This is a genomic window from Bradyrhizobium sp. CCGUVB14, assembly GCF_024199935.1.
Classification (GTDB): domain Bacteria; phylum Pseudomonadota; class Alphaproteobacteria; order Rhizobiales; family Xanthobacteraceae; genus Bradyrhizobium.
This window is the reverse complement of record NZ_JANADS010000001.1, coordinates 6708711-6724369: the sequence shown is the minus strand read 5'-3', so window position 1 is coordinate 6724369 and position 15659 is coordinate 6708711. Positions and strand designations below refer to the sequence as shown.

Genomic DNA, 15659 nt, shown 5'->3' with positions numbered 1-15659 from the left:
GGCGGGCGATGTCAGCTATATCGCGCTCAAGGTGCGCTTCACGAAAAGCGCGTCGACTTCACTCACAGGGGAGGAGAGAGCGTGATACGTCTGTTGCTGTTGTTGCCGTTCATCGGCCTGATGATCGTGCCGTTCTACAACGTCCGGGAGCCGCTTCTGTTCGGCTTCCCATTTTTCTACTGGTACCAGCTCGCCTGGGTGCCGTTGACCTCGCTGCTCACCTACATCGTCTACAGGAGCGTGCGCCGTGCTGACTAATGTCGATAGCGCGGCCTTTGCCGTATTCCTCGCCCTGTTCATCCTCGTCACCGGCATGGGCTTCGTCGCCTCGCGCTGGCGCAAGCCGGAGACGCTCGCTCATCTCGACGAGTGGGGCCTCGGCGGCCGCAAGTTCGGGACCTGGATCACCTGGTTCCTGGTCGGCGGCGACTTCTACACCGCCTACACCGTGATCGCGGTGCCGGCGCTGGTCTACGCCGTCGGCGCCTACGGATTCTTCGCGCTGCCCTACACCATCATCGTCTATCCCTTCGTGTTCGCGGTGATGCCGGTGTTGTGGAAGGTCGCCAAGGAGCGCGGCTATGTTACCGCAGGCGACGTCGTGCGCGGCGCTTACGGTTCACGTGGGCTCGAGCTTGCCGTTGCCGCAACCGGCGTGCTGGCGACGATGCCCTACATCGCGCTTCAGCTGATCGGCATGGAAGTGGCGATCAAGGCGCTGGGGCTGACCGGCGAGGTACCGCTCGTTCTCGCGTTCCTGGTGCTGGCGCTCTACACCTATTCGTCGGGCCTGCGCGCGCCGGCGCTGATCGCCTTCGTCAAGGACATCATGATCTACATCGTGGTGATCGCCGCGATCGCGATCGTGCCGTCCAAGCTCGGCGGCTACGGCGCGATCTTCACGGCGGCCGATGCCGCATTCGCGGCGAAAGGCTCGGGCGGCATCCTGCTGGCGCCGGCGCAGATCGTGCCCTACGCAACGCTGGCGCTGGGCTCGGCGCTCGCCGCCTTCATGTATCCGCACACGCTGACCGGCATCTTCGCGTCCTCCGGCGGCAACACCATTCGCAAGAATGCGATGCTGCTGCCGGCCTACACGCTGCTGCTCGGCCTGCTCGCGCTGCTGGGCTACATGGGCCATGCGGCGGGGCTCAAGCTCGCGAGCAACAACGACGTCGTGCCGGAGCTGTTCAAGACGCTGTTCCCGAGCTGGTTCGCAGGCTTTGCGTTCGCAGCGATCGCGATCGGCGCGCTGGTGCCGGCGGCGGTCATGAGCATCGGTGCGGCCAATCTGTTCACCCGCAATTTCTGGAAGGTGTGGATCGATCCGAAGGTGACGCCGGCAGGCGAGGCCAAGGTCGCCAAGATCACCTCCATGCTGGTGAAGGTCGGCGCGCTGCTCGCCATCCTGCTGATGCCGACCCAGTTCGCGCTCGACCTGCAGCTGCTCGGGGGCCTCTGGATCCTGCAGACGCTTCCGGCGCTGGTGTTCGGCCTCTATCTGAACTGGTTCTCGAGCACCGCGCTGCTGGCCGGCTGGGCCGTCGGCCTCGCAGGCGGATCGTGGCTGGCCTGGTCGGACGGGCTGAAGCCGTTGCACGGCATCGACTTCGGTGCCGGCAAGGTCGCGATCTACACCGGGGTGCTGGCGCTCGCGCTCAACATCGTGGTCGCCGTCGTGGTCAACCTCGTGCTCAAGGGCCTGCCGCAGGCCCGGGTGTCGCGCGAGGCGGCCTGACCGCAGGCCTTGATTGGCGGCCGGACATCCGGCCGCCAATCCCAAGCGTGCCCTCCGGGATTGAAAGCTCCAGATTGTTGTTTTGACGCGTTTTCTTTACGCGCACCGGTGTCCACTTCGCTGGAAAACGCTCTAGTATCCGCCCACGTTCCGGACCCGTCCACGGGCGCGCGGATCGATCTCGAGTGAGGATGTCTTGCAGGCGTGGTTCGTTCTCGCGGTCGCGGCTGGCTACGTGACCACGCTGTTCCTGATTGCCTGGTGGGGCGATCGGCGGAGCGTGGACGGACCGCTGGTTTCGCCAAGATCCGGGGCGGCGGCCGTCAGCTACTGCCTGACGCTTGCGGTCTACAACACCTCGTGGAGCTTCTACGGATCGGTCGGCCGTGCCGCCACGAGCGGGCTGGACTTCGCCACCATCTATATCGGCCCGACACTCGTGCTGCTGTTCGGCCAGCCGCTGCTGTCCAAGGTGATCGCGATCGCGAAAGCCCAGAACGTCACCTCGATCGCGGACTTCATCGCCGCGCGCTATGGCAAGAGCCAGGTGCTTGCGGCTTTCGTGACGCTCGCTTCGCTGCTTGGCGTGCTTCCCTATATCGCGCTTCAGCTCAAGGCCGTCGGCAAGAGTTTCGACTACCTGATTCTCCAGCCCGAGCGCGCGGGCGGCGAGGCGCTGCGGTTCTGGCAGGACTCCGCATTCGGCGTCGCCGCGTCGATGGCGCTCTTCGCGATCGTGTTCGGCGTCCGGCATGTCCACGCCAGCGAGCATCATCGCGGGTTGATGCTCGCGATCGCCTTCGAGAGCGTGGTCAAGCTGGTCGCATTCCTCGTTGTCGCGCTGTTCGTGCTGTTCGGTCTGTCCGGAGGACCGGTCGCGCTGGTGTCGCAGTTCGCCTCGGATCCGCAATTGGCCAATATCCTGACCTTCGATCCCGCGCAGCCGGTCTGGCCCACCACGATCACCATCTCGGCGATCGCCTTCCTGTGCCTGCCGCAGGCGTTCCACGTCGCCGTTGTCGAGAACGAGAGCCCGGGCCACACGCGCACCGCAGCGTGGCTCTACCCGACCTATCTCGCGCTGTTCAGCCTGCTGATCCTGCCGATCGCCGCCGCCGGATTGACGAGGTTTGGTGCGATGATGGACCCCGACACCTACGTCATCTCGCTGCCGATTGCCGCGAATGCCGGCACCGTCAGCCTGATCGCCTTTCTGGGCGGACTGTCGGCTGCCACCGGCATGGTCATCATGACCTCCGTCGCGCTGAGCACCATGCTCTGCAACGACGTCATCATGCCGCTGCTGCTGCGCTCGCGCTTTTTCGGTCTGCGCGCGCAAAGCCGGCCGGTGACCTCGGTGCTGATGACGGTGCGCAGGCTTTCGATCCTCGGCATCCTGCTGCTGGCCTATCTGATGCACCGCCTGGTCAACCAGGCCTATCCGCTCACCGTGATCGGCCTGCTGTCGTTCGTTGCGGTTGCGCAATTCGGTCCGGCGTTCGTCGGAGGCCTGTTCTGGCAGCGTGCCAACAAGATCGGCGCCTCGGTCGGGATCGCGGCCGGATTTTTCATCTGGGCCTATACGCTGCTGCTTCCCTCGGCCGCACCGCTATGGCCCGCCTTTGAGGAGGTCGTTCGCGCCGGCCCGTGGCAGCTCGCGTTCCTCAAGCCGAACGCGCTGTTCGGCCTCGAAGGGCTCGATCCGATCTCGCATGCGACGCTGTGGAGCCTGGCCGCCAACCTCGTCTGCTTCCTGGTGTTCTCGGTGCTGGGGCGGCAAACCACCGTCGAGCGCAACCAGGCCGCGGCGTTTGCCGATGGTGTCGTCCGCGAGACGGTGCCAAAACTGTCCTCACGCGTGGTGATCCGGCTCGACGATCTTCGTGCGCTCGCGCGGCGCTTCGTCGGTGCCGAGCGCGGCGCGGCAGCCTTCGACGGCTATCTCGCGGCGCGCGTCTCGGGCACGGGGCCGCGCCTCGATCCATCGGGCCTGGTCGATCTCGACTCGATCCGATTCACCGAGAATCTTCTCGCCGGGGCGATCGGCGCGGCCTCGGCGCGCGTGGTGATCGCGGCCTCGCTGGAGGGGCATTCGCTGTCGCGCCGGGCGGCGATGGCGATGCTGGACGAGGCCTCGGAGGCCCTGCGCTTCAACCGCAGCCTGCTGCAGAGCACGCTCGAGAGCGTGCCGCAGGGCATCTGCGCCTTCGACGCCGATTTCAACATCACGGCGTGGAACGGGCGGTTCATCGCGCTGCTCGACCTGCCACCGGATTTCGTGCGCGTCGGCCTTTCGCTCGCGGAGCTCATTGCTTTCAACGTCGAGCGCGGCGAATACGCCGCGTCCGAATTCGCCGCGCTCCTGGTCAATCGTGACGTCGCCACGCAGAGCTGGCCTTATCTTTACGAGCGCAAGCGGCCGGACGGCACCGTGCTCGAGATCGTCTACGATCGCGCTGCCGAGGGCGGCTACGTCTCGACCTACACCGACGTGACCGAGCGTCACCGCGCCGCGGAAGCCCTGCGGCACGCCAACGAGGACCTCGAGCTGCGCGTCCGTGAGCGGACCGAGGCACTCGAGCAGGCGAAGGCGGAGGCCGAGCAGGCCAATCTCGGCAAGACCCGCTTCCTGGCGGCGGCGAGCCACGATCTGCTGCAGCCGCTGAACGCGGCGCGCCTGTTCCTGTCGGCGCTCGACGAGAGCCTGCATGCGTCCTCGCAAGCCGGCGCGGCCGAGAAGGAGCGCACCCTGGCAGGCAGCGCCATCACGGCGCTACGCTCGACCGAGCACGTGCTGGACAGGCTGCTCGACATCTCCTCCTATGATGCCGGCGCCGTCCGCGCCGAGCCGTTCGACTTTCCGATCGCGGATCTCCTCGTGCAGTTGAACGTGGAATTTTCCGCGATGGCGCGCGAGCGCGGGTTGGTCTTCCGCGTCGTCGATTGTCACCGCGCGGTGCGCAGCGATCCGCATCTCCTGCGGCGGATATTGCAGAACTTGCTGTCGAATGCGCTGCGCTACACGCCCAAGGAGACATCCAAGGGACGCATCCTGCTCGGTTGCCGGCGCCGCGGCGGCGATCTGCGCATCGAGGTCTGGGATACCGGCATAGGCATCGCCGTAGCGGATCAGAAGCGCATCTTCGAGGAGTTCCAGCGCCTGGCGCCCGGATCGGAGAAGGGGCTGGGCCTGGGGCTCGCGATCGTCGATCGCGTTTCGCGGCTGCTGGCGCATCGTGTCGATGTCCGTTCGCGCCCGGGACAGGGCTCATGCTTTGCCGTCACGGTGCCGCTGGCGCCTGGACCGGGAACGCCGCTCCAGCGCAAGGCGGCGACAGCGGCACCAGCGGTGGCGGAGCGGCCGCTGACGATCCTGTGTCTCGACAATGATGCGACGATCCTCGACGGCCTGACGGCGCTGCTCGGCGGCTGGGGCCATCGCGTGCTGGTCGCCACCAATGCCGCCAGCGCGATGGCTGTGGCTGCGGCAAGCCCGCCCGACGTCGTGCTGGTCGACTATCATCTCGACGGGGAGCGCACCGGCTTGGACTTTCTCGACGATCTCGGGCAGAAGTCGGGACGCGGCATCTGCGCGCTCGTCGTCACCGGAGATCGCAGCGAGGCCGTGCGCGCAGCGGCGAGGGCGCGCGGCTGCGAGGTCCTGTCGAAGCCGGTCAAGCCGGCGGCGTTGCGGCGCTTCCTCGGCAACGAAGCCCTGAGCCGGCAGTTCGGGACGAAACAGGGAGTCGCCTCGGCGTGACCATGCGCATCCTTATCGGCGATGATCATCCGCTGGTGCAGGCCGCCTTGCGCAGCGCGCTGTCGACCGTGCTGCCCGATCTCGACATCATCGCCTGCCAGTCGCTTGACGAGGCGGTGGGCGTGCTCTCGGCCCAGTCGGACGAGATCGACCTCATCCTGTGGGACCTGACGATGCCGGGGATCCAGGGATTTGCCGCGCTGTTCATTCTGTCGGCGCAGTTCCCGACGGTGCCGGTTGCGATCATCTCGGCCCGGCAGGACGCCGCCACGATCCGCCGCGCCATCGCCTATGGCGCATCCGGCTACATCCCGAAATCGCTCGGCCTTCCCGAGATGGCGGATGCGATCACGAAGATCCTCGCCGGCGAAATCTGGATGCCGCCGAATGCCGGCGGCCGTGGCTCGATCCAGAGCGCCGATGTCGAGCTTGCCGCACGCATGGCCTCGCTGTCGGCGCAGCAGCTGCGCATTCTCGCGATGATTGTCGAGGGCAAGCTCAACAAGCAGATCGCCGGCGAGCTCGACATCGCCGAGCAGACCGTGAAAGGGCATGTCTCGACGATCCTGCGCAAGCTCGGTGTCGGCTCGCGGACCCAGGCCGCTGTCCTGGCCGAGCGGCTGTCGTTCGGGCAGCCCGGGGGAACCTGACGTCTCCAGGTCAAAAACAAAACGGAGGCCGTGAGGCCTCCGTTTTCATTCCTGTGCGCTGTCGTGACGCGCCTTACCCCAGCCGGCCCGCCGCGTGGGCCAGCAGCGTGTACACCAGGCCCGTCTCCGAGGTCAGGTGGCTGCGCAGCTCCTGCGGGCCGCGGCCGTCGCGGGCGACTTCGTCGAGCAGGCGTTCGAACTCGCTGATATAGCGGTCGACCGTGCCCTTGAAGTTGCGGTCGGCGCGATACTTGCGGGCGACCTCGTCGAATGCCTTCTGGCCGGCGGGCGTGTACAGGCGCTTGGTGAAGGCCTTGTTCTCGCCGCGCTGGTAGCGATCCCACATCTCGGAGGCGAGGTTGCGGTCCATCAGCCGGCCGATGTCGAGCGACAGCGATTCCAGCGGATTGCCGTTGCTCTGCGGGGCCTGCGGCTGCGGAGCGGGTGCAGCAGTCTGGCGGCCGCGCGGGGCCTCACGACCGGCCGGAGCAGGCTGATTGGCGTCGGTGCGATTCAACAGGTCCGACAGCCAGCCGTCGCGGCCCGGGTCGTTGCCGTTGCTGCCGGGGGCAACCGACGGAGCCTCGGTGCGACGCGAGGAGGCCGGCATGCCGAGGTCCGGCGGCGGCAGCGTCGAGGCGCTGCCGGTGTCGCGCATGCGCGTCTCGGTGCCACGACCGCCCGTGCTTGCCATCACCGGCTCTTCCTGGCGCTGGACGGCGACGGAAGCGCGGCCCGCCGTGGTGACGTCGAGGCCGCGGCCATGCTGGGCGACGATGCGGTTGAGCTCGGCCAGCGCCTCGATCTGGTCGACGATCACCTTGCGCATCTGCGCCGTGCTCTCGGCGGCCTCCTGCGGCATCTCGAGGACGCCACGGCGCAGCTCGTTGCGGGTGGCCTCGAGCTCGTTGTGCATCTCGAACGCCATCTGCTTCATGCTGGAGACGAGGTTGCCGAACTTTTCGGTCGACTGCTTGAACATCGCATCCGCTTCGTCGGTGGTCGTGCGGTAGATGTCGTGCATGGCCTCGATGGTCTGGCGGTGCTCTTCTTCGGACGCCGACCGCACCGCCTCGAACTGGCGGGTGATCGCGGCCGAACCTGCGCCGGCGGTCTCCGCGACCACGCGGGCGATGTCGCGGGCACGCTCTTCGGCTGCAGCGAGCGACTCATCGAGCAGCCCGGTGAAGCGCGACAGGCGCTGGTCGAGATCGGCGGTGCGCAGGTCGATGGTGGTGACCAGCGATTCCAGCGCCGCCTTGCGTTCGGCAAGCGAGGCGGTGGTGTTCTTGTTGCTCTGCTCGACGACCTGCGCGGCATCGACGAGCGCCTTGCCGTGCGCGTCGAACTGGGTCGACAGCTCGCCGAGATCCTGCAGCGCCCGCGTCGTCTTCGTGTTGAAGACGTTGAGCTGGTCTTCGAGGTTCTGGGTCGCCGCGCCGTTGCGCGAGGTGACGTCGTTCATCGCCGAGACGAAGTCGGCGACGCGCGTCACCAGCGCCCGCTCGAGCGAGTTGAGGTTGTCGTGCGCACCGGTCAGCACCTCCTGGAGGAGGATGTTGCCTTCGCGCAGACGCTCGAACAGGGCGACCGTGTCGGTGCGCAGGATCTTGCTGGTCTCCTGCATCTCGGTGACGGCCGCAATCGACACCTGGCGCGACTGGTCGATCGCCGCACGCGAGGCCGTCTCGAGGTCCTTCAGCGACCGGCCGACCGCGCTGGTCGCGATCTCGCTCGCCGCGTTGATGGTGCGCGCGACTTCGTTGCCGTTGCCCATCATGGTCTGCGAGAATGCCGTGCCGCGCGTCTCGATCGACTTCAGCGCGTCGGAGGTGACGCGGTCGATGTCGAGTGTGAGCTGGCTGGTCTTCGAGCCGATCGCATCCACGAGCGAGCCGCGCTTGGCGTCGATCATGTTCGAGAGGCGGTCGGCCTGCTGCTGCACGTAGGTGACGATCTCGTCGGTCTTGCCGGTCATGGCCTGGCCGAAGCTGCTCGAGGCGGAGAGCACCGAGCGCTCGACGTCGGCCGAGCTCGACTTGACCCGCGAGCTCGCCTCGTTGGAGGCGTTGATCAGCGCATTCTGGGCGTTGAGGGCGCTGGTCTGGATGTCGTTGGTCGCGTTCGCGGTCGCCGTGCTCAGCGCGCGCTCGATCTCGGTCGAGATCGTGCGGATCTGGCTTGCGGCATCCGCCGAGGTCGAGGTCAGCGAGGTCTGGGCCTCGCGTGCGCTGCTGAGGATGGTCGAGGCGGTGTCGGCGCCGACCGCGGTCAGCGTGCGCTCGATGTCGGTCGTCAGCGACTTGATCTGGGTCGCTGCATCGGTCGACGCGGTGATCAGCGTGCCCTGGGCCTCGCGCACGCCGCTGGTGAGTGCCTCGATGGTGGCGCCGCCGGCGGTCGCCAGCGCGCGCTGCATCTCGGCTGCGAGCGAACGGACCTGGCCGGTTTGTTCTGCCGAGACAGCAAGAAGGGTGCTCTGGGCGTCGCGGGCGCTCGCCGTGATCGTCTCGGCGGTGGACTGGCCGACCTGCGAGAGCGAGCGATGCACTTCGGCCGCGAGCGACTTGACCTGGCTCGCAGCATCCGAGGACGCGTTGACCAGCGTGCTCTGGGCTTCGCGCGCGCCGGTCATGATGCTCTCGGCCGTCGAGGTGCCCGCCATCGAGAGCGAGCGCTGGACGTCGGAGGACAGCGCCTTGATCTGGTTGGCGGTCTCGGTCGAGGCCGCGATCAGCGCGCCCTGCGCATCGCGGGCGCCGGCCGTGATCGATTCAGCCGTGCTGGTGCCGGCGAGCGACAGCGAGCGCTGCACGTCGGCGGTGAGCGTCTTGACCTGGTTGGCGGCGTCCGACGAGGCGGTGACGAGCGTGGTCTGCACCTCGCGGGCGCCGGCCAGGATCGAGGCCGCGGTGGCCGAGCCGGCTGCGGACAGCGTGCGTTCGACGTCGGCGGCGAGCCCCTTGATCTGGTTGGAGGCATCGCCCGAGGCCGCGACCAGGGAGGATTGCGCCTCGCGGGCGCTGGTCAGGATCGAGTTCGCAGCGCCGGTGCCGACCGCGGTCAGCGCGCGCTCGACCTCGGCGGAGGTCATCTTGAGCTGGGCGTTGACGTCGGAGGAGACCGTCATCAGCGACTGCTGGGCGGTGCGCGCACCGGTCTGGATCGTCTCGCTGGTGTTGACGACCAGGTTGGTGAGCGAGCGCTCGGCGTCCTCGACATGCGAGCGGATCGCGGTCGAGATCATCTCGGCGCGGGACATCATGTCCTCGCTGGCCTGGCGGCCGCTGCTCTCGATGCGGCCGGCAACGGCCTCGACACGCGAGCCGAGCAGGTCTTCGAACTGCGCCACGCGGACGTCGATGTCGTTGGCAACCGAACCGACCTTGGTCTCGATCGCCTGGTGGATGTCCTGGAAGCGCGCCGTGACCGTGTCGGTCAGGTGCATGCTGCGGCCGTCGATGAGGTCGGCGACGCCGGTGATGCGGCGGTCGACCGCCTCGATCGCCTGCGCCGTGCCGTCCGTGAGCGTCGAGGTCAGCAAGGTCAGGCGGGTGTCGATCGACTGCACGGCCTGCGAGGCGCCGTTGGTCAAAGCGGTCGTCAGATAGGTGAGGCGGCTGTCGACGGACTCCAGCGCCTGCGATGCGCCGCTGTTGAACGTCGTCGTGAGGTGCGTCAGCCGCGTATCGATCGCCTGGATTGACTGCGAGGCGCCGTCGGTCAGCGTCGACGTGAGGTGGGTGAGGCGGGCGTCGATGGACTCGAGCGCCTGCGATGCGCCACCCGTGAGTGTCGTCGTGAGGTGCGTCAGGCGCGTGTCGACCGACTGGATCGCCTGGGCGGCACCATCGGTCAGCGACATCGCGAGCGTGTTGAGACGCCCGTCGATGGTTTCGGTGACGGACTTGGCGCGGGTGTCGAACGACTCCTCGAGCGCGGCCACGCGGCCGATGAGCTGTTCGTCGAAAGTCCTGATGTGGCCTTCGATCGTGCCGTCGAGGCTCGTGATCTTGCCGTTGAGCGAGGCGTCGAGATTGGTGACGCGTTCGCCGATCGTGGTCTCGAACTGCACCAGGCGCTGGTCGAGCACGGCCGTGATCGCACCGCCGTTGGAGGTGAAGCGGGTGTCGAAGTTCTCGACATAGGTCTTCAGCGACTCATGGATGTCGTGGGTGCGCTGGCCCATGCGTTCGACGATCTCGCCGCCGAAGGTCTTCACGGTGCGGTCGAACTCGGAGATGTGGCGCGTGATCAGGGCACCCAGCGTGCCGGAATCGCGGGCGAACTTCTCGACCAGCTCGGAACCCTGGTTCTTCACCAGCTCGTCGAACGCGCTCATCTGCAGCGACAGCGAGTCGTGCGCGGTCTCGGTCTGGCTGACGACCTTGGCGACGAGGGTGTTGACCGTGGCGTCGAGCGCTTCGCTCGCCTTGTCGCCCGAGGTCATGATCTGGCCGGCGAGGCGGTTGCCGGCGTCGTCGATCTTGGCGGAGAGGTCGTTGGAGCGCAGCTCGAGCTCGAGCAGCAGCGAGTCCGACGAATTCTTCAAGGAGTCATGCACCTGCTCGGTGCGTTCGGAGATGCCGTCGACGATCGCGGCCGAACGCTGCTCGAACTCGCCGGTGATGCGGTCGATGCGCTCGTTCAGCATCTCGTGGACGCGGTCGGCGAGGTCGACGAACTCGTCGTGGACGTGGCCGGTCTTGAAGTTGAGGCTGGTGGTCAGCCGCTCGCTGGCGTCGAGCACCGCGCGGGTGGTCTCGGCGCTGGCTTCCTCGAGGCGGTCGAGCAGGTCGCCGCCGCGCTCGCCGAGCGCCAGGATCATGTTGTCGCCGGCGTGGCTCAGCGCACCGGTGATGTGGGCGCCGCGCTCTTCCAGCGCGCCGGTGATGGATTTCGCGACCTCGTCGACGCGCGAGGCGATCGCGTCCGAGATCAGCGCGATGTCGTGGCGGAGGTCGATCTGCACGCCGGAAATGGCGCTGCGGACCTGCTCGGCCTGGCCGACCAGGTTGTCGCGCTGGTGCGCGATGTCCTGGAGCAGGGCGCGGATGCGCACTTCGTTGTCGGAATAGGCGCGCTCGAGCGCGGCGACCTCGTTGGCGACCAGCGTCTCGAGCTCGCCGGCACGCGCGATCGCACGCTCGATGCCGTCGCCCATCGCCGCGACCTCGCGGCGGATGGCCTGACCCACGGTGACCATGGAATCGGACGCCGAGCCTTCCGGCTCGGAGAAGCGGATCGCGACCTGCGCCATCGCCTGCGCGACCTGGCTCATCTGCTGGCCGCGCCAGACCAGGCTGGCGAGGAAGTAGAACAGCATGATCGGCGCAAAGAACATCGTGGCGAGGCCGGCGATCGCCAGCACGCCGCCGCTCTCGCCCATGGCCGCCCGGATCGAGGGCAGGAAGCCGACCGTCAGCGCGGCGCAGGCCGCAAGCCAGACGACGGTGAAGATGGTCGCGCCGGTGTAGATGTTGCGGGCAGGGCGGCCAGTCTGCAGCGACTGGAGCAACTGGCCGATGGTCTCGCGGTCGTCATTGGCGGCGCGGCGCGAGGAGCGCGGTTCCTCGATCGGATCGAACACGGCGCGCTCGTTGGCGGCCGGCCGCGGCTCGAATGTCGGCTCGTCGAACGCGGGAGGTGTCGGCGGCGCCACCTGCGGCGCCGTTTCGTTGCGCATCGATGCGTTGCGGCTGGTGTCGGCAGCCGTGTCGCTGATGTTGAGGGCTTCCTGGATCGCAGAAAGCGCAACTTCTGTGGGGTCTTTGACCTTCTTGGGAGTGTTGGCCATGTTCAGTCCGAGCCCTCGTTACTTGTACGCGTCCCCCCGCGAGCCCTGCGCGCTGCGCAAGCCCACAGACCGGATCATGCCGCTTGCGCGGATCTCCGAGCCGTCCCCACCCGGACGGCTTGTCCGCCAATTTCCGCAACATCCTATTGGCAGAGCGTCGCGAATGAAATGCCCGCGATTAATACAATCTTAATCATCGTTAACAGGATCGCGCCGTAACACCTTAGGCCTAAATGAAATTCTCCACGGAACTCGGTCAATTGCGGCAACTTTTCGTCAATAAACGGGCGGATTTGGGTAAAACCGTGCAAACACTTCGTTAACCATTTCCATGCTTCGGTGGGGGCGAACCGCCGGACCGGCGGACCGTCGCGCGATGCCGGGGCCTGCGCCATGATGCCTGAACTGCAACGGATGGACTGGATGCCCTCGCCCCCGCTTGCGCCCATCGACAGCCCCCTCGACCTCGACCACCTCGCGCGGATGACGCTCGGCGATGCCGAGCTGGAGCAGGAAGTGCTTGCGATGTTCGCCGAGCAGGCCGTCCGGCTGATCGCGGCGATGACGGCGCTGCCGGCCGAGACCGGCGCGCTCGCGCACAAGCTCAAGGGCTCGGCGCGTGGGATCGGCGCCTTTGCGGTGGCGGATGCCGCCGCCAGCCTGGAAACCGCGATCCGGATCGGCCACAACCAGCCCCACGCCTTCGCCGCGCTGAAGGAGGCGGTCGCCGAGGTTCGTGCGGCCATTGCGAGCATCCTCAAGCACTAGGCCGGCGCCCCCTTGGAAGTCGGGGACTGGCGCATTAGTCTTTTGTTTTGACGCGTTTTCTTCCCGCGAACCGGTATCCACTTCGCTTGAAAACGCTATGGCGCTGCCCTGACCGACCCGTTATAGGACAGCCCGGACCCTCCTTTTTCCCCAGATCGCGGCAGCACGAGCACCCATGGCCAAAATTCACTTTGTCGACCACAAGGGCGAAACCCGCACGGTGGATGTCGAGAACGGCGCGACCGTGATGGAAGCCGCCATCCGCAACAGCATTCCCGGCATCGAAGCCGAATGCGGCGGCGCCTGCGCCTGCGCGACCTGTCATGTCTATGTCGACGAAGCCTGGCGCGAGAAGGTTGGCAGCCCGACGCCGATGGAAGAGGACATGCTCGACTTCGGCTTCGACGTGCGCCCGAACTCGCGCCTGTCCTGCCAGATCAAGGTCGCCGACGAGCTCGACGGGCTCGTGGTGTCGACGCCGGAACGTCAGGCCTGATGCGTCCCTCCAAGAGAGCATGATCTTTCCGGAAAACCGCTACACACTTTTCCGGATCATGCACTTAAGTGCTCGGCGGCGTGACCTCGATGCCGCGCTTGTGCCAGGGTCTGAATTTCTCGATCACCTCTGCGGTCAGCGGTGCCGGCCGGCGCGTCGCCTCGTCGAGCAAGACGCCGACGGACGTCGCTGACGCGATGCACGTCCCGTTCGAAAACACGACCTGCTCGAAGGTCACCGACGTGCGCCCGAGCTTGACCACGCCGAGGCCGAGTTCGATCGTGTTCGGCCAGTGCAGCTCGGCGCGGAAATGGATGTCGAGCCGCACCATGATCCAGGCGAGCCCCGGCGGTGTCAGCCCGTATTGCGGGCTCTTCATCAGCGTGACGCGGCCGGTCTCGAAATAGGTGGCGTAGACCGCGTTGTTGACGTGCTGGTTCGGGTCGAGATCGCCGAAGCGGACGTTGTCACTGAGGCGAAAAGGGAAGTCCTCCAGGCGCGGCGTCGTATCGAGGCGGCTTGGTGCGTTCACCGATTGATCTCCGTCATATCCAGCCTCGTTACAGCCCAGTTATTTTGACCCGGCAAGTGGGCGCGGCTGCGGGGCCCTCCCGCTTTTATGCCTTCCCTGATCCATCCCCGTTGGCTAGACAGGCAGGGTCACCTCTGCCCGCCGGGCGCCGTCCAACCGATAACGACCGATAAAGAGACGACATGAGCGACGTGATCAAAACCGATGTGCTGATTATTGGCGCTGGCCCTTGCGGTCTGTTCGCCGCCTTCGAGCTTGGCCTTCTCGACATGAAGGCGCATTTCGTCGACATCCTCGACAAGGTCGGCGGCCAGTGCGCCGAGCTCTATCCGGAAAAGCCGATCTACGACATTCCCGGCATCCCGCAAGTGTCGGGGCAGGGCCTCACCGAGGCGCTGATGGAGCAGATCAGGCCGTTCCATCCGACCTTCCATCTCGGCGAGATGATCGAGACCGTGGAGAAGATCGGCGATCCCGCGTTTCGCTGCACCACCGACGCCGGCAAGGTGTTCGAGTGCAAGGTGGTGGTGATCGCGGCCGGTGGCGGCTCGTTCCAGCCCAAGCGTCCGCCGGTGCCGGGGATCGAAGCGTACGAAGGCACCTCGGTGCACTACGCCGTGCGCAAGATGGAAACGTTCCGCGACAAGAATGTGCTGATCGTCGGCGGCGGCGATTCCGCGCTCGACTGGACGCTCAATCTGCATCCGTTGGCGAAGCGCATCACGCTGCTGCACCGGCGCGACGATTTTCGTGCCGCGCCCCACAGCGTCGAGCAGATGCGCGCGCTGGTCGCCAGTGGCAAGATGGACTTGCGGCTCGGCCAGGTCACCGCGCTCTCGGGCGCCGATGGCCAGCTGACCGGTGCCACCGTCAAGGGCAACGACAACAATGTCAGCGATATCGCCTGCGACACCATGCTGCCGTTCTTCGGCCTGACCATGAAGCTCGGCCCCGTCGCGAACTGGGGCATTGCGCTGGAGAACAATCTGGTGCCGGTCGAGACCTCTGCGTTCGAAACCAACGTATCGGGCATCTTCGCCATCGGCGACATCAACACCTATCCCGGCAAGATCAAGCTGATCCTGTGCGGCTTCCACGAGGGCGCACTGATGTCGCAAAAAGCCCACCGCTACGTGTATCCGGAGAAGCGGCTCGTGTTCCAGTACACGACCTCGTCCTCCAGCCTGCAAAAGAAGCTCGGTGTCAACTGATCGCGACGGGAGCGGACGAGCGATGCCCCATGTTCCTGGTGCTGGAATCGTTCGCGAAATCGCCGTAGTCTGCGGCCATTGCAGTGGCGGCTTAGCAAGGTGATCATAATGCGGAAACTCTTTTCCAGCTTTGGGCTGATCGCGTTCCTCGCGCTGTCGCTCGGCGCGGCGAGCCCGACTGCGGCACAAGCGCAGCAGCCAACCGCTGCGGGTCTCTGGCAGAAGGTCGAGGACGGCAAGACGGTGGGCTGGTTCCTCTTCATCGACCACAACGGCATCTTCGAAGGCGTCATCGCCAAGACGTTTCCGCGCCCCGGCGACGATCCGAACGAAGCCTGCACGAAATGCACGGACGATCGCAAGAACCAGCCGGTGCTCGGCCTCTCCTTCATCCGCGACATGAAGCGTGACGGGTTGAAGTATGAGGGCGGCAACGTCGTCAATCCGCGTGACGGCAACATCTGGAAGGCCAAGATGACGGTGAGCCCGGATGGTCAGGTCCTGACCATGCGCGGCTTCCTCGGCATTTCCCTGTTCGGCAAGGACGAGACCTGGCAGCGTTTGCCGGATACAAGTATGGCCGAAGTCGATCCCGCCATCATCGCCAAATATCTCCCCGCGCAGGCCGCCGCGACCAAGCCGGCGCCAGTGCCCGCGACCAAAAAAGGTGGCGCGATGATGATGGCGCCGGCGGCGAAGAAGTAGAC

General features: G+C 66.4%; 10 protein-coding genes. 8 read left to right on the top strand and 2 right to left on the bottom strand.

The window, feature by feature from the left end:
* The first annotated feature begins 81 nt into the window (after positions 1-81).
* From NLM32_RS31605 to NLM32_RS31590, 4 genes are all read left to right on the top strand, one after another.
* Positions 82-258 carry a DUF3311 domain-containing protein gene (locus tag NLM32_RS31605; RefSeq protein WP_254132641.1) on the top strand — a complete coding sequence of 59 codons (177 nt, stop codon included), beginning with the start codon at positions 82-84 and terminating at the stop codon, positions 256-258.
* Complete coding sequence (gene mctP, locus NLM32_RS31600; RefSeq protein WP_254132640.1) at positions 248-1738, top strand: monocarboxylate uptake permease MctP; 1491 nt, start codon at positions 248-250, stop codon at positions 1736-1738. Before NLM32_RS31605 ends, mctP begins: the two co-directional genes overlap by 11 nt.
* Positions 1739-1934: 196 nt before the next feature.
* Entirely contained in the window at positions 1935-5498 is a 3564-nt protein-coding gene (locus NLM32_RS31595) for a PAS domain-containing hybrid sensor histidine kinase/response regulator (protein WP_254132639.1), read from the top strand.
* Positions 5495-6148 (top strand): response regulator, encoded by a 654-nt coding sequence (locus NLM32_RS31590; RefSeq protein WP_254132638.1) that lies wholly within the window; start codon positions 5495-5497, stop codon positions 6146-6148. Before NLM32_RS31595 ends, NLM32_RS31590 begins: the two co-directional genes overlap by 4 nt.
* 73 nt (positions 6149-6221) lie before the next feature.
* Here the strand turns inward: NLM32_RS31590 and NLM32_RS31585 are convergent, their stop codons facing one another.
* On the bottom strand, positions 6222-11945 hold the full coding sequence (locus NLM32_RS31585; RefSeq protein ID WP_254132637.1) for a negative regulator of septation ring formation: 5724 nt from the start codon (positions 11943-11945) through the stop codon (positions 6222-6224).
* 393 nt (positions 11946-12338) lie between these two features.
* Between NLM32_RS31585 and NLM32_RS31580 the strand changes: the two genes are divergently transcribed.
* Together NLM32_RS31580 and NLM32_RS31575 are read left to right on the top strand one after the other, a co-directional pair.
* Positions 12339-12713, top strand: a complete 375-nt coding sequence (locus NLM32_RS31580) for an Hpt domain-containing protein (RefSeq protein ID WP_254132636.1) — start codon at positions 12339-12341, stop codon at positions 12711-12713.
* A gap of 175 nt (positions 12714-12888) precedes the next feature.
* The gene (locus tag NLM32_RS31575; RefSeq protein ID WP_148775221.1) at positions 12889-13209 is read left to right on the top strand and encodes a 2Fe-2S iron-sulfur cluster-binding protein; all 321 of its coding nucleotides are present in this window, start codon (positions 12889-12891) and stop codon (positions 13207-13209) included.
* Positions 13210-13273: 64 nt separating this feature from the next.
* Here the strand turns inward: NLM32_RS31575 and NLM32_RS31570 are convergent, their stop codons facing one another.
* The gene (locus NLM32_RS31570; RefSeq protein WP_254132635.1) at positions 13274-13741 is read right to left on the bottom strand and encodes a thioesterase family protein; all 468 of its coding nucleotides are present in this window, start codon (positions 13739-13741) and stop codon (positions 13274-13276) included.
* A 182-nt stretch (positions 13742-13923) separates the two neighbouring features.
* Between NLM32_RS31570 and NLM32_RS31565 the strand changes: the two genes are divergently transcribed.
* Together NLM32_RS31565 and NLM32_RS31560 are read left to right on the top strand one after the other, a co-directional pair.
* Positions 13924-14952 carry an NAD(P)/FAD-dependent oxidoreductase gene (locus NLM32_RS31565; RefSeq protein WP_254132634.1) on the top strand — a complete coding sequence of 343 codons (1029 nt, stop codon included), beginning with the start codon at positions 13924-13926 and terminating at the stop codon, positions 14950-14952.
* Between the two features lie 108 nt (positions 14953-15060).
* On the top strand, positions 15061-15657 hold the full coding sequence (locus NLM32_RS31560; protein WP_254132633.1) for a DUF2147 domain-containing protein: 597 nt from the start codon (positions 15061-15063) through the stop codon (positions 15655-15657).
* Positions 15658-15659 lie beyond the last annotated feature (2 nt).

Bases quoted from the DNA above. Each gene is read 5' to 3' on its own strand.
- NLM32_RS31585 (WP_254132637.1), bottom strand. From the start codon at position 11,945: ATGGCCAACACTCCCAAGAAGGTCAAAGACCCCACAGAAGTTGCGCTT.
- NLM32_RS31580 (WP_254132636.1), top strand. From the start codon at position 12,339: ATGATGCCTGAACTGCAACGGATGGACTGGATGCCCTCGCCCCCGCTT.
- NLM32_RS31575 (WP_148775221.1), top strand. From the start codon at position 12,889: ATGGCCAAAATTCACTTTGTCGACCACAAGGGCGAAACCCGCACGGTG.
- NLM32_RS31565 (WP_254132634.1), top strand. From the start codon at position 13,924: ATGAGCGACGTGATCAAAACCGATGTGCTGATTATTGGCGCTGGCCCT.
- NLM32_RS31560 (WP_254132633.1), top strand. From the start codon at position 15,061: ATGCGGAAACTCTTTTCCAGCTTTGGGCTGATCGCGTTCCTCGCGCTG.